At 57.8% G+C, this 13,074-nt stretch carries 13 protein-coding genes; 6 read left to right on the forward strand and 7 right to left on the reverse strand.

What is annotated here, in order from left to right; all coding sequences use genetic code 11:
* Positions 1–65: 65 nt before the first annotated feature.
* Genes ACTF5F_RS09810 through ACTF5F_RS09830 form a run of 5 tightly spaced genes read right to left on the reverse strand, consistent with a single transcriptional unit; the run spans position 66 to position 4,785 of the window.
* A complete protein-coding gene (locus ACTF5F_RS09810) occupies positions 66–938 on the reverse strand; it encodes an amidohydrolase family protein (RefSeq protein ID WP_438956691.1) in 873 nt (290 codons plus the stop codon).
* Entirely contained in the window at positions 931–2,520 is a 1,590-nt protein-coding gene (locus ACTF5F_RS09815) for an ATP-dependent DNA ligase (protein ID WP_438956692.1), read from the reverse strand. The genes ACTF5F_RS09810 and ACTF5F_RS09815 overlap by 8 nt, the downstream gene beginning before the upstream one ends.
* A complete protein-coding gene (locus ACTF5F_RS09820; RefSeq protein WP_438956693.1) occupies positions 2,517–3,518 on the reverse strand; it encodes a ligase-associated DNA damage response exonuclease in 1,002 nt (333 codons plus the stop codon). Before ACTF5F_RS09820 ends, ACTF5F_RS09815 begins: the two co-directional genes overlap by 4 nt.
* A 37-nt stretch (positions 3,519–3,555) precedes the next feature.
* The gene (locus ACTF5F_RS09825) at positions 3,556–4,494 is read right to left on the reverse strand and encodes an alpha/beta hydrolase (protein WP_438956694.1); all 939 of its coding nucleotides are present in this window, start codon (positions 4,492–4,494) and stop codon (positions 3,556–3,558) included.
* Positions 4,495–4,785: an SCP2 sterol-binding domain-containing protein gene (locus tag ACTF5F_RS09830; RefSeq protein WP_438956695.1), complete on the reverse strand. Its 291-nt coding sequence runs from the start codon at positions 4,783–4,785 to the stop codon at positions 4,495–4,497.
* 150 nt (positions 4,786–4,935) lie between these two features.
* Between ACTF5F_RS09830 and ACTF5F_RS09835 the strand changes: the two genes are divergently transcribed.
* From ACTF5F_RS09835 to ACTF5F_RS09855, 5 genes are all read left to right on the forward strand, one after another.
* A complete protein-coding gene (locus tag ACTF5F_RS09835) occupies positions 4,936–5,421 on the forward strand; it encodes a tetratricopeptide repeat protein (RefSeq protein WP_438956696.1) in 486 nt (161 codons plus the stop codon).
* Between the two features lie 28 nt (positions 5,422–5,449).
* The gene (locus ACTF5F_RS09840) at positions 5,450–8,107 is read left to right on the forward strand and encodes a helicase-related protein (RefSeq protein ID WP_438956697.1); all 2,658 of its coding nucleotides are present in this window, start codon (positions 5,450–5,452) and stop codon (positions 8,105–8,107) included.
* Positions 8,104–8,472 carry an RNA-binding S4 domain-containing protein gene (locus tag ACTF5F_RS09845; RefSeq protein WP_438956698.1) on the forward strand — a complete coding sequence of 123 codons (369 nt, stop codon included), beginning with the start codon at positions 8,104–8,106 and terminating at the stop codon, positions 8,470–8,472. Before ACTF5F_RS09840 ends, ACTF5F_RS09845 begins: the two co-directional genes overlap by 4 nt.
* Before the next feature lie 67 nt (positions 8,473–8,539).
* A complete protein-coding gene (gene fdxA / locus ACTF5F_RS09850) occupies positions 8,540–8,875 on the forward strand; it encodes a ferredoxin FdxA (protein WP_438956699.1) in 336 nt (111 codons plus the stop codon).
* 181 nt (positions 8,876–9,056) lie between these two features.
* On the forward strand, positions 9,057–9,563 hold the full coding sequence (locus ACTF5F_RS09855; protein WP_438956700.1) for a CarD family transcriptional regulator: 507 nt from the start codon (positions 9,057–9,059) through the stop codon (positions 9,561–9,563).
* A 113-nt stretch (positions 9,564–9,676) separates the two neighbouring features.
* Here the strand turns inward: ACTF5F_RS09855 and purD are convergent, their stop codons facing one another.
* Positions 9,677–10,939 carry a phosphoribosylamine--glycine ligase gene (gene purD / locus ACTF5F_RS09860; RefSeq protein ID WP_438956701.1) on the reverse strand — a complete coding sequence of 421 codons (1,263 nt, stop codon included), beginning with the start codon at positions 10,937–10,939 and terminating at the stop codon, positions 9,677–9,679.
* Between the two features lie 69 nt (positions 10,940–11,008).
* Between purD and xseA the strand changes: the two genes are divergently transcribed.
* A complete protein-coding gene (gene xseA / locus ACTF5F_RS09865; protein ID WP_438956702.1) occupies positions 11,009–12,526 on the forward strand; it encodes an exodeoxyribonuclease VII large subunit in 1,518 nt (505 codons plus the stop codon).
* A 111-nt stretch (positions 12,527–12,637) separates the two neighbouring features.
* Here xseA and ACTF5F_RS09870 read toward each other — a convergent pair whose 3' ends face one another.
* Positions 12,638–13,018, reverse strand: coding sequence for a hypothetical protein (locus ACTF5F_RS09870; protein WP_438956703.1), 381 nt, complete (start codon positions 13,016–13,018; stop codon positions 12,638–12,640).
* Between the last annotated feature and the right edge of the window lie 56 nt (positions 13,019–13,074).

Here is a 13,074-nt window from a genome sequence, read left to right on the forward strand (position 1 = left end):
GTGTCCTTTGTGCAATGTCTTTTCGCTAGATAGGGCTTCGGGGTGCGCTGCAACACCCATTGCGATCAAAACTTGTAAAGCTGGGCCGGATTGTCGACCAGAATCCGGTGCCGCGTCGTCTCATCGGTGACAACGCGGTGGAACGCGGACCAGAGATCGGCAGTCTTGGGCATTTGCGCGCCGTTCAGCATGATATGCGGCCAATCAGAACCCCAGAGACAGCGTTCGGGGTTCGCCTCCACCAGTGCCGCGACAAAGGCGTCGGTCTGTTCATAGCCCGCGTCATCGAGCCGGTAGAGGCCGGAGAGCTTGATATAGACATCGCCCGCTTTCAGTGCATTGCAAAGCGCTTGGAAACCGGGGTGTTCTGGCCCTGCGTTCAGGTCCGTGGGCCAGCCGATGTGATCGAAGACAACCGGCACGGGGCAGGCCGCGACGTCGGCAGCGAGTTCTTCCATGTGGAGGTCAGCGTGCATGAGCATCTGGATGTGCATGCCCTTGTCAGCAATCATTGGTGCCATCGCCTTTGCGCCGTCCCAAGTCAGCACGCCGCCATGCACGTAGTTGAGCCGAACGCCGGAGAGGTTCCATTCGCTAAATTGGTCGAGATCGGTATCGCTTGCGCCGTCCGGCAAAAGACCTATCCCTTTGAAGCCGTCCCCCATTTGGCGCACGGCCTCTACCGTGACGCTGTTGTCGGTGCCGTAAAAGATGGATTGCACAACAACGCCGCGGGTGATGCCTAATGCGCCGAGGTGGTTGCGGTAATCTTCCATATAGGCGGTAAAGCTTTGGGCGGGGTCTTCGGTGCGTCCCTCGAACAGTGGAAATTCCTCTGGCGCCGCCAGAAGGTGAACGTGTGTGTCACAAGTGTCGGCAGGCGCGAGCGTGTCGACGGGGATCGACATGGGCGGCAGGGGGGCGATGGGCTTATCCATAGGTGTCTAACATCTCTTTCAGATCGGCGAGGGTATTCGCCTCCGCCACGGGTTTGTCTTTGCGCCAGCGGAGCATACGCGGAAAGCGGAGCGCAACCCCAGATTTGTGGCGGGGCGAGGCTTGAATGCCCTCAAACGCGATTTCAAACACGTGTTCGGACGGGACGTGGCGGACGGGCCCGAACCGCTGAAGGGTGTTTTTGCGCACCCAACTGGTAATCTGTCGAAACTCTGCATCGGTGAGGCCGGAGTAAGCCTTGGTGAAAGGTATAAGTTCGTTGCCGTTCCAAACAGCGAAGGTGTAGTCGGTGAAAAGGTTGGCGCGTCGCCCGTGACCGGCCTGCGCATAAATCATCACCGCGTCGATGGTGAGCGGATCGACCTTCCATTTCCACCAGTCACCCCGCTTGCGCCCCGCAAGGTACGGACTGTCGAGCCGTTTGAGCATCAAGCCTTCGGCATTCAAATAGCGGGACCGATCGCGTTCTTTTCTGAGGGCGTCCCATGTCTCGAAAGGCACTGAGCTTGATAGGCGGACGGGGGCTGTCTCGGGTAGGTGATTAATAATTTTTGTCAAATGGTTACGGCGCTTTTTGAAAGTGTCTTTTCGAATGTCTTCGCTATCTTTTTCGAGCAAGTCATAAGCCATCAGAATGACCGGTGCTTCGGTCAGCAACTTCTTTGGCACCGTCTTCCGCCCAATCCGTTTCTGCAAAGCGTTGAAGCTGAGCGGCATGTCATCTTGGAAGGCCAAGACCTCCCCGTCAATCACGGTGCCATCTGGTAGGTAGTCAACAAGTTGATGGAACTCTGGAAAGCGGTCGGTCATCAGATATTCGCCCCGCGACCAAAGGTGGTATTCGCCACCGCGCACGATTAATTGGCCTCGAATTCCATCCCATTTTCGTTCGGCATTCCAGTGGTTTGGATCATCCAATTCATCCAAATCATTGAGGCCATGTGCAAGATAGAACGGATAAGGTTTGGACAGATCGGCGGTTGGATCGTCATCCTCCACCAGTTGCTGCCATGTCGTCGTCTCTGGCGTCCAGCGTCCCATCAGTTTGTGGGTGAGTTCGGCGGCGTCTTGGCCCGTGGCTTTGGCCAGTGCGCGGATCATCAGCTTGGTGCTGACCCCGACGCGGAAACTACCAGTGAGCAGCTTGTTGAAAATGAACCGCTGGTCAGATGGGAGCGAGCCCCAGCTTTCTAGAACGGCGGACTTTCTGTCGCCTTCTTCCAAATCGCGTAGAGATTTTGTATATTCAATCCATTGAGTTAGGGACTGTTCTTTGATCATCGCAGGATCGGGTAGGATGAGGGAGATCGTCTCCGCCAGATCGCCAACGACGGTGTAGCTGTCCTCAAAGAGCCAGAGCGGGAGGTCAGCTTCCTCCGCCGCCCATTCGCGCAAGCGGGTTGAGGTGACGCTGCGCTTTGGGCGACGATCAGAGAAGAGCGCGATCGTCCAGAGCTTGTCGTCTTCGGGAGCAGTCGCGAAATATTCGGCCAAGGCATCCACTTTGACCGTTGTTTTGGTAGTTTGGTCGATGCGTTTGAAGAGGTCGGTGAAGGCTTTCATTTGGGCACGTCCTCATCACTCACGTAATCCGTGCTGACGATGTGGGCGTCATAGCCTTGCTCAGACAGCCAACGCTGAAATTGTGAGGTATAGCCGTGGGTTACGAATATTTTCTCAGCCCCAGTTTCTTTGATCGCCGTATTAAGGCTGACCCAATCGGCGTGGTCAGAGACGATGAAACCCTGATCGGTAGCGCGGCGGCGACGCACGCCCCGCAGCGCCATCCAGCCGGACGCGAAAGCGGTGGAAGCGGGCGCAAAGCGTCGCGCCCAGCTTTGCGCCAAAGCACCGGGTGTGGCGAGGACCAAAGCGCCGGGATAGTCTTTCACATTCAGATCTTGGGTCACGCGGATGGTTTTGGGGAGCGCGATGCCTTGGCCGCGCAACACCTCATTCGTGTTCTCAATGGCCCCTTGGGTCAGGATGGGCCCGATGGAGGTGTCGACGGTGGTGAGCAGCCTTTGCGCCTTGCCAAGCGCATACGCCCCAAGGATGGATGTGCGGCCTTCGGACTTGTTCTTGGCCCACCAGCCGTTGATTTGATCGGCAAGCTGGTCCTGTGGCGTCCATTTGAAAACGGGAAGGCCGAAGGTGCATTCGCTGATGAAGGCATGACATTTGACAGGCTCGAAGGGCTCGGAAAGGCCATCGGCCACGGTTTTGTAGTCGCCCGACGCGACCCAGCTTTCGCCTTTGACGGTGACTTTGATCTGAGCGGAGCCTGGGACGTGACCTGCTGGGTGAAAGGACACGATAGCATCGCCGATGCGCAACTCGGTCTTATAGGGTTGGGTTTTGATGACTGCGTCAGGCCCTAATCGATGCTGCATCACAGGGGCAGCGGCAGGGGTGGCAAGGTAACGGCCCATCCCATGGCGAGAGTGGTCCGCGTGGCCGTGGGTGATTAACGCTCGGTCCACAGGTTGCCAGGGGTCGATATAGAAATCGCCCGCCGCGCAATAGATCCCGCGATCTGTGAAGGTGAGAACGTCAGCCATAGCGCAAAGATAGCGCATTGGTCAGGCAAGAAAACGGTTAGCTGTTGGCCTCAAACAAGGCAACGGAGCGGTCAAAGAAGTCGTCTCGCACCTCCGGCACTTCGATCATGATCTCGTGTTTGGCGTCTGGGTAAACGGCAATCTCGCCACGCGGCCAGCGGGTCATGCGGTCCTTGACGCGGTCTTGATCGACGATGGTTTCTGCTGTGCCTATGCCGGCAAAGCAGGGGTAGTTCGGGCTATCCATCTTGTTAAGCGCGTCCATCTCCCAAAGTGCTTCACCAATCCAGTTGACTGATGGGCCACCAAGACCGAGGTCCGGATGCACTTTCAACTGGTCGTTCAAGTAGGTGTATGTCACGGGGTCGTTCGTCAGCTCATTGCCCTCAAAGGGCTGGTCTTCCACATAATTTGTCGTGCTGCGCCCGGGGGCAACCATGGTTTTGAGGCCGATCTTGGGGCCTACGGTGCCAATCGCCCATGCTGCGGCTTTCAGCGGCTGCGCGATATCGACACCCCACATCGGTGCGGAGAAGGCTACCGCCTTTACAGGCATGCCATTGTGCAGGGCACGCAGGCCAATGCACCCGCCCATGGAGTGGGCGATCAGGTAGTGAGGGGCGGGGATGTCATGTTCTTTGACAAAATCCACGACGGCGTCCACGTCTTGTTGATAGTCCATGAACTTGCCCACGTGACCCAATCCACGATCCTGGGTCATGCGATCGGCGATGCCTTGGCCGCGCCAATCGACGGCCAACATGGCATAACCGCGCGCTGCATAGTCTTTTGCCGCGCGGCCATATTTTTCGGCGTATTCGGTGCGACCGGTGAACATCAGGATGGTTCCCTTTGCCCCCTCTAGCGGCCAGTGCACCACGCGAATGCGTAACCCATCCTTCGTTCGCAGCCAATAGGCTGCGCCGCCAGCAGGTGCATCGGCGACATCTTCGAAATAGGGTGCACTTTCAGTCATTTAGCCCAGAACCCCGGCGAGTTTCATCGCAAGGCCCATGTCGCCATCGACGGACAGTTTGCCGGTCATAAAGGCGGCTACTGGGTTCTCTTCACCGTCCAAGATCGCTTGGAACACGTCTGCGGAAGCGGTCATTGTGACGTCTGCGTCTGCGTCTGATGCGCTGGCACCATTTTCGTTTATGATGATGCTGCCTTCATCCTCAATGACGAATTTTGCAGTGCCATCGAATCCTTCGCCGCTCATTTTTTCGTTCAAGGCTGCAACTGCTGTTGTGATCGCGTCGCTCATTTAGGTCATCCCTTTAATTTCATTTGTTCTGCGTCTTGCGCTGGCACGTTCGGCCAAAGACGCTACATTTAGGTCATGGTAGCGCGGATAGCATCATTCAAATGTGTCTTGACGGCATTTTTTCTCGCAAGTGGGTTGGGATCGCCTGTTGTGGCGCAAACTGCGGCGTTGGATGAGCTTTATGATGAGCTTTTGACCGCAAAGGAGCAGACGCATGAGGCCATCGCGGATGAGATTCGCCGCGAGTTTCAGCGATCCGGTTCGCCTGCGATGGATTTGTTACTCAGACGCGGTGGGGACGCGATGGAAGAGGGCGACACCCAGCAGGCAATTGAACATTTCACGGCGCTTGTGAACCATGCGCCCGATTTTGCCGAAGGGTATCATTCGCGTGCGTCTGCCTATTTTGCGGCGGGCCTCTGGGGACCGGCTTTGGATGATTTGCGTGAGGTGCTGGTTTTGGCACCCCGGCACTTTGGTGCGTTATTTGGCGTTGGTAACCTGATGGAAGGGTTGGATCGGCCAGAAGATGCGCTAGACGTCTATCGGTTGATTCTGGAGATTTATCCGCTCAATCAGCAGACATTGGACGCCGTCGCGCGTTTGGAAGAACAGCTTCGGGGTCAGTCGCTCTAAGCGCGCCCCTCTGACAGGGTTTTGAGAGATGAAGACTGCCCGCGTCACGGCTGTGTTGGGACCCACAAATACCGGAAAAACACACTATGCGATTGAGCGGATGCTGATGCATCGCACAGGTGTTATGGGCCTCCCGCTGCGGCTTTTGGCGCGGGAGGTTTACGACCGGATCGTTGAAAAACGCGGTCCAAGTGTCGTTGCATTGGTCACGGGGGAGGAACGGATCGTCCCGCCGCGTGCCGCCTATTGGGTCTGCACGGTTGAGGCGATGCCCGAAGGGATGGGCTGCGATTTTTTGGCCGTCGATGAGATCCAGCTTTGCGCGGATGCTGAGCGGGGGCATGTCTTTACCGACCGATTGTTGAACGCCCGTGGTTTGAAGGAAACTGTGCTTCTTGGCGCCGAAACCATGCGCAGCGCGATTGCCGCTTTAGTGCCAAATGTAGATTTTGTAAAAAAAGAGCGGTTTTCCGACCTCACCTATTCTGGTTCGAAAAAGCTAAGTCGAATGCCGCCTAGAAGCGCTATTGTCGGGTTTTCTGTTGAAAATGTGTATGCCATTGCCGAATTGCTGCGTCGTCAAAAGGGCGGTGCGGCAGTCGTGATGGGGGCGCTCAGCCCACGGACCCGCAACGCGCAGGTCGGGATGTATCAGAACGGTGATGTGGATTATCTGGTCGCCACGGATGCCATCGGGATGGGTCTGAATCTCGATATCAAGCACGTTGCATTCTCTGGGTTGGCAAAGTTCGACGGTCGCAAGATGCGCCCGCTTTTTGTTGAGGAGTTGGGGCAGATCGCGGGGCGTGCGGGGCGGCATACGGAGAACGGCACATTTGGCGTTACGGGGGAGGCGGCCCCGCTGCATGAAGAGGTCGCGCAGGCCATCGTGTCGCACAGATTCCGACCTGTGAAAAAGCTCCAGTGGCGAAACAGCGACCTTCAATTTGGGTCGGCGAAGCGTCTTATCCAATCGCTCGAACAGCACACGCAGGACAACTGGCTGACACGGGTGCGCGAAAGTGATGATTTAGCGGCTTTGAAAGCGCTGGCGGCGGATGAATTGGTGGCGGCGCGTGCGACGGATGGGCCGTCAGTCAGGCTTTTGTGGGATGTGTGCCGGATCCCAGATTTTCGCGGGATCAGTCCAGCGGAGCATGCGGCGCTTGTCTCGAAGATTTTCATCGACTTGCATGAGGACGGGGTCATCGATCAAAGCTGGTTTGCGCTGAAACTTGCCCGCATTGACCGAACGGAAGGTGACATTGATGCGCTGTCCAAACGCCTGGCCTATGTGCGGACATGGACCTATGTCGCGCAACGCGATGGGTGGCTACGCGATGTTTCTCATTGGCGTGGGGCCACGCGCGCGGTAGAAGACCGTCTATCAGATGCGCTGCATGGCGCGTTGACGCAAAGATTTGTGGACCGGCGGACGTCTGTTTTGCTTCGCCGGCTCAAACAGAAGGAGAGCCTTTTGGCGGACGTGAATGAGAACGGTGAAGTCACTGTCGAAGGTGAATTCGTAGGTAAGCTTGAAGGGTTCCGCTTCCGCATGGACAAGGCGGGGAGTGCGGATGAGGCAAAGACACTCCGTCAGGCATCGGTTCAGGCGCTCAAGCCGCATTGGCATTTGATGGCCGACAAATTCTACAACGCGCCCGATACGGAGATCGATTTCACCGAACAGGGCGGTCTGATGTGGGGCGAAAAGGCGGTTGGCAAGCTGGTGAGCGGTGCCGATATGTTAAAGCCTACAGTTGAGGTGTTTGTGGATGAAGAAGCAGGCGATGACGTCAGCACCAAGGTGCAGCGCCGTTTACAGCATTTCATCGACCGCAAGATTGCGACCGCGTTCGAGCTTTTGCTGGCGTTGAAAAATGACGAGACCTTGGTGGGTTTGGCCAAGGGGTTCGCCTTCCGCATGGTCGAAGGTTTCGGGGTCATCCCACGGGGCGAGATTGCTGACGATGTGAAAGCGCTGGATCAGGATGCACGTGGCACGCTGCGCAAACATGGCATCCGCTTTGGTCAGTTCACGATCTTCATGCCATTGCTTTTGAAGCCTGCGCCAACGCGGTTGCGATTGGTGCTGTGGTCTTTGGCGAAAGACCTGTCAGAATTTCCGGAAAGCCCACCACCTGGCTTGGTGACGATCCCTAGCGAAGGGTCCGTGCCGACAGGGTTCTATGCGATGGCCGGATATCGCGCAGCGGGTGCTCGCGCGATCCGCATCGACATGCTGGAGCGTTTGGCCGATATGTTGCGCGATCAAGACAGGCGCGCCGGGTTTGAGGCGACCGCGGACATGCTGTCGATCACGGGTATGACGCTGGAACAATTCGCCGATCTAATGCAGGGCCTTGGCTATACGGCCGAAAGGGGCGAGCGGGAAAAAGTGAAAGCCACCGACTCTGTGCCACAGGCAGAAGCGGCTGCCGAAGCACCGGCTGAGGCCGCTGAGACCGGACCAGAGATGGAGGTGTTTTACACCTTCGCATGGGGCGGTCGTGCGCAGCACCAGCAGCGCCCGCAAGGGGAGCGTCCGCGTGGCAAAGGCAAGCCAAAAGGCAAAGGTCCAAAGAACACCAAGCCTCAAAGTTTTTCCACCAAGCCCAAGCGGGAAAAGAAGGTTGATCCAGACAATCCGTTTGCCGCCGCGCTTGCTGGCTTCAAGACAGATTGAGCGCGCCAAAAGACACGATAAGGCTGGACAAATGGCTGTGGCATGCGCGGTTCTTTAAATCGCGCAGCTTGGCGGCTAGTGCGGTGACAACAGGCAAGGTGCGGGTCAATAGCACGCCCGTGAGCAAGCCCGCGCGGTCCGTTTGCCGTGAGGATGTTCTGACTTTTTCGAAAGAACAGCAGGTCTACGTCGTGCGCATCTTGGACTGCGGTACACGGCGCGGCCCCGCGCTCGAAGCGCAATCGCTTTATGATGATATGTCGCCAGAGCGGATCGCCCGTCCCAAAAATCCGCGATTTGAAGGGAAGGGCAGACCGACAAAGAAAGATCGGCGGGACATGAAGTCTCACTTCCCTGACGGCTGATCATTCACGCTTGAACGCCGGTTCGAGTTAGCCTACCTCACTGCGGAACGAATTTGGAAGGCTGACCATGACCTACATCGTCAACGACAACTGCATCGCCTGCAAATACACCGACTGTGTTGAGGTGTGCCCCGTAGATTGCTTCTACGAGGGAGAGAATATGCTGGTGATCCACCCTGACGAATGTATCGATTGCGGCGTATGTGAACCCGAATGCCCCGCTGACGCGATCCGTCCGGATACGGAACCGGATATGGAAAAATGGGTGGAGCTCAATCGCAAGTATGCTGAAATCTGGCCCGTCATCATCACCAAGAAAGACCCGCTGCCCACGGCAGAGGAGATGGATGGCAAGGAAGGCAAGCTAGAATTGCTCTCCGAGAACCCTGGCGAGGGCGGCTAACGTCGCGGCAGCTTTGCCGGAAATGGGGAGGGGCTTTTTGTCACGTCGAAAATGTGATACCGTTTCCTCAATGAAGTCACTCAACTGACCTATTGTGATCACTTTTCGAAACTGACGGAGCTGGGCAAGCACCGCCGGTTTTTTTATCGCGTCAGGGTCAAACGTCCATGGAAGGGATAACATGGCCAAGAAGAAATATGAGTTTAAGCCGAACGATTTTGTCGTTTATCCGGCGCATGGCGTGGGCAAGATCACGGCGATTGAAGAGGAAGAGGTCGCGGGTTTCGCGCTTGAGCTCTTCGTGATTGCGTTCGAGAAAGACAAGATGACCCTGCGCGTGCCAACAAACAAAGTGGCCGATGTGGGTATGCGTGCATTGGCAACCGCCGATGTGGTGGGCGACGCGATGAAGACGCTGCGTGGCAAAGCGAAGGTCAAAAAAGCCATGTGGTCCCGCCGTGCGCAGGAATATGAGCAAAAGATTAACTCTGGCGACTTGATTGCGATTGCCGAAGTTGTGCGCGACCTGCACCGGCAAGATGATCAGCGCGAGCAGTCGTATTCAGAGCGTCAGCTTTACGAGGCTGCCCTTGAGCGTCTGACCCGTGAGATTGCTGCTGTCGCAGGCAATGATGAGGACGCCGCGCAGGCGGAGATTACTGAGGTTTTGGTCAGCCGCGCCGCCTAATCGCATTGCTCCAGAAATGCAAAAGCCGCGCAATCTGCGCCACTGTTGCGCATTCATGGCTGCCCCTTTGGAGCAGCGGTGCCTCCGGCGCGGATATTTTTGGCAAGAGGAAGTTAGAGTGCGCGCCAGCCAATATCGCGGCGGCAGAACCCTTCGGGCCAATCGATCTGATCCACCATCGCGTAGGCGCGGGTGTGCGCGTCGCTGAGGCTGTCGCCGCGGGCCGTGACGGCCAGCACGCGCCCGCCGGTCGCGGTTATCGCGCCGTCAACAGCGGTTGTGCCTGCGTGGAACACCGCATTTCGGCTGTCGCTTGGTAGGTCAGCTAGCCCTTTGATCACGGACCCTTTCTCGTAGGAGCCGGGATAGCCGTTTGCGGCCAGCACAACGGTGAGCGCGTGGTCGTTGGCCCATTCCGCTGTTACATCACCAAGGCGGTTTTCGACGCAGGCTTGGATCAGGTCGAGGACTTGCGCGCCCAGCCGCATCATCAGGCATTGGCATTCGGGATCGCCGAAGCGGACGTTGTATTCAACCAGCCGCGGCTGCCCATCTTGGATCATCAGCCCAACGAAGAGCACACCTTGGAACGGCGTGCCACGGTCCGCCATCACTTGCATCGTTGGGCGGACAATTTCATCCATGGTTTTTTGCACGACGACGTCGGTCATCACCGGCGCGGGGGAGTAGGCGCCCATGCCGCCGGTGTTGGGCCCTGTGTCACCATCGCCCACACGCTTGTGGTCTTGCGCGGTGCCGATGGGCAAAATGGTAGTGCCGTCGACAAGGCAGAAGAAGGAGGCTTCTTCCCCTTCCATAAACTCTTCGATGACTACCTCGGCGCCCGCATCGCCGAAGCTGCCGTCAAACATATCGTCAATGGAGGTGAGGGCCTCATCTTCGGTCATCGCGACAATCACGCCTTTGCCAGCGGCCAATCCATCGGCTTTGACGACGATCGGCGCGCCTCGGTCACGGATGTAGGCTTTGGCGGCGTCCGCGTCGGTGAAATGTGCATAGGCGGCTGTTGGGGCCGTGGCGTCATCGCAGACCGATTTTGTGAAGGACTTGGAGGATTCAAGCTGTGCGGCGGCTTGGCTGGGCCCGAACAAGGGGATGTTTTGTTCGCGCAGCACGTCCGCAACACCTGCGGCCAGCGGCGCTTCTGGCCCGACGATCACTAGGTCGATGGCATTGGATTTGGCCCAATCGGCCACGGCGTCACCGCTGAGAATGTCGAGTGCAATACACTCCGCCACCTCTGAAATGCCAGCGTTGCCGGGGGCCACGACAAGGCGGTCGCATTTTGGGTTTTGCTTGACTGCCCAAGCCAGCGCGTGTTCGCGCCCGCCACTGCCCAAAATCAAGATATTCATGTCCGCCCCCGCTTGGCCTTTTGTTGACCGCGTTCTAAGGTTGCGCCATGCGAAGAACAAGGGTGGCGGATGGACCTTTTTGAAGACAAATCGGCAGAAAGCAACGCGCCTGAGTTCACGGTTTCGCAGCTCACGGGATCGGTGAAGAAAACGCTGGAAGGGGCGTTTGGTCGGGTTCGGGTGCGGGGCGAGGTGGGCCGTGTTGTGCAGGCGCGGTCGGGCCACATTTATTACGACATCAAAGATGATCGGAATGTCGTGGCTTGCAACACTTGGAAGGGACAGGTTGCGGGTCTTGGCGTGATCCCGGAGGAGGGGCTGGAGTTGATCGTCACCGGCAAGCTTTCCACCTTTGGGCCGCAGTCGAAGTACAACATCAACGTCGATAGCATCGAAGTGGCGGGTGCTGGTGCGCTGATGGCGATGCTGGAGAAGCGCAAGAAGGCGTTGGCGGCGGAAGGGTTGTTTGCGCCGGAGCGCAAGAAGCCGATCCCTTACCTGCCGGAGAATATCGGTGTTGTCACCTCGCCCTCGGGCGCGGTCATTAGGGATATTTTGCACCGTTTGCGCGACCGGTTTCCGCGCAAAGTTTTGGTTTGGCCTGTGGCCGTGCAAGGGGCCAATTGTGCGCCAGAGGTGGCGCGGGCGATTGACGGGTTCAATGCGCTGACCCCGGGCGGTGCTTTGCCGCGGCCTGATCTGCTGATCGTTGCGCGCGGCGGCGGATCGATAGAGGATTTGTGGGGCTTTAATGAAGAGATTGTGGCGCGGGCGGCGGCGGCGTCAGAGATCCCGCTGATTTCCGCGGTGGGGCATGAGACGGACACGATGCTAATTGATTTCGTCTCTGACCAGCGGGCGCCGACACCCACGGCGGCGGCAGAACTAGCGGTGCCGGTGCGGTTGGAATTGCTGGGCTGGGCGGATCAGCAGGGTGTCCGCTTGCGGCATGCGCTGGCCACGAGTGTGCAGTGGCGAAAGCAGCGTTTGAGCGATTTATCGCGGGCGTTGCCACAGCCAGAAGCGCTGACCTCAACCGCGCGGCAACGGCTTGATTTCGCGGCTGAAAAACTGCCGCAGGTGTTGATGTCGGTGATTGCGAAGAAGCGGTTGAAACTGGCAGAGGCGCCATTAAGGCGCGGGCTTTTGGCGCGGGGCGTCCAGCAGGATCGCCGTCGCTTGACCGACCTTTCCAGCCGTTTGGGACCGGCACTCGACCGGCAGACAAAGCTGGAGCGCGAACGGCTTCAAAGGTTGCATGTGCGGGCGCCGGATCTTGCGGTGGCGCAGGCGCGATATGATGGCGCAGCGCAGCGGTTGTCGGTGGCCGCCACTGCGCAGCATGCGGAACGCAAGGCGCGGCTGACGTCGTTGGATCGTCTGCGGGAAACCTTGGGCTATCGGGAGACGCTGAAGCGTGGCTATGCCGTCGTGCGGGGCGATGGAGCACTTGTGACGTCACAAGCCGCAGCAAAGACGGCCAAGACGCTGGAGATTGAATTTGCGGATGGTCGGATGACCGTTGGGGGTAAGGCGAAATCAGGTGGGGTCAAGCCTTCTGGTGACGATCAAGGGAGCCTGTTCTAGCTGAACAGATCCCCGCAAACGAGCACGCTTGGGTCCTCATATGTCGCAACATAACGGTGGTGCACTAGCACATGGGCAGAGGTGTGATGGCCAAACAGCAGGGAATATACATTACATCCCCAACCGATGCAGCAGGCGGGATTTGCGGTGAATAAGCTCATGCGCGGTGGAGTTGCCGACTTGTCCAAAGAACATGCCAGCAGCGATGAAGGTGCCGATAGTCTCCCAAGCCTCCAGTTCGCCGGTGCTGAATCGCCAGACCAAGATGGCGAGCAAGGGGAAGTGCAGGGAGGCGATGATGGTCAACAGCGTGTCGCCTGCAGGAAACTCGGCATTTGCGTCCTTCAAGCCTGCGCTTTTCACCAGCGTGTCGAGCATTAAAATCAGGCCGGTCATGTAGGTCAGGGCGGCGACAGCAAACCATCCGCTCCAAAAGGACGCTGCCGGAAGAAGCGGGAAGGGCAGAAGCGTCGCAAGATAGAACCATGCCATACCCCGCGCTTAGCACAGTTTTTGTTTCCGATAAGCTGCTGAAATTGACGCATCTG

The organism is Cognatiyoonia sp. (assembly GCF_965661665.1).
Taxonomy (GTDB): Bacteria; Pseudomonadota; Alphaproteobacteria; order Rhodobacterales; family Rhodobacteraceae; genus Cognatiyoonia.

Coding starts and splice junctions, on each gene's coding strand:
- ACTF5F_RS09830 (WP_438956695.1), bottom strand. CDS start 4,785: ATGAGCGACGCGATCACAACAGCAGTTGCAGCCTTGAACGAAAAAATG.
- purD (WP_438956701.1), bottom strand. CDS start 10,939: ATGAATATCTTGATTTTGGGCAGTGGCGGGCGCGAACACGCGCTGGCT.
- ACTF5F_RS09810 (WP_438956691.1), bottom strand. CDS start 938: ATGGATAAGCCCATCGCCCCCCTGCCGCCCATGTCGATCCCCGTCGAC.
- ACTF5F_RS09855 (WP_438956700.1), top strand. CDS start 9,057: ATGGCCAAGAAGAAATATGAGTTTAAGCCGAACGATTTTGTCGTTTAT.
- ACTF5F_RS09825 (WP_438956694.1), bottom strand. CDS start 4,494: ATGACTGAAAGTGCACCCTATTTCGAAGATGTCGCCGATGCACCTGCT.
- ACTF5F_RS09820 (WP_438956693.1), bottom strand. CDS start 3,518: ATGGCTGACGTTCTCACCTTCACAGATCGCGGGATCTATTGCGCGGCG.
- ACTF5F_RS09870 (WP_438956703.1), bottom strand. CDS start 13,018: ATGGCATGGTTCTATCTTGCGACGCTTCTGCCCTTCCCGCTTCTTCCG.
- ACTF5F_RS09815 (WP_438956692.1), bottom strand. CDS start 2,520: ATGAAAGCCTTCACCGACCTCTTCAAACGCATCGACCAAACTACCAAA.
- fdxA (WP_438956699.1), top strand. CDS start 8,540: ATGACCTACATCGTCAACGACAACTGCATCGCCTGCAAATACACCGAC.
- ACTF5F_RS09840 (WP_438956697.1), top strand. CDS start 5,450: ATGAAGACTGCCCGCGTCACGGCTGTGTTGGGACCCACAAATACCGGA.
- xseA (WP_438956702.1), top strand. CDS start 11,009: ATGGACCTTTTTGAAGACAAATCGGCAGAAAGCAACGCGCCTGAGTTC.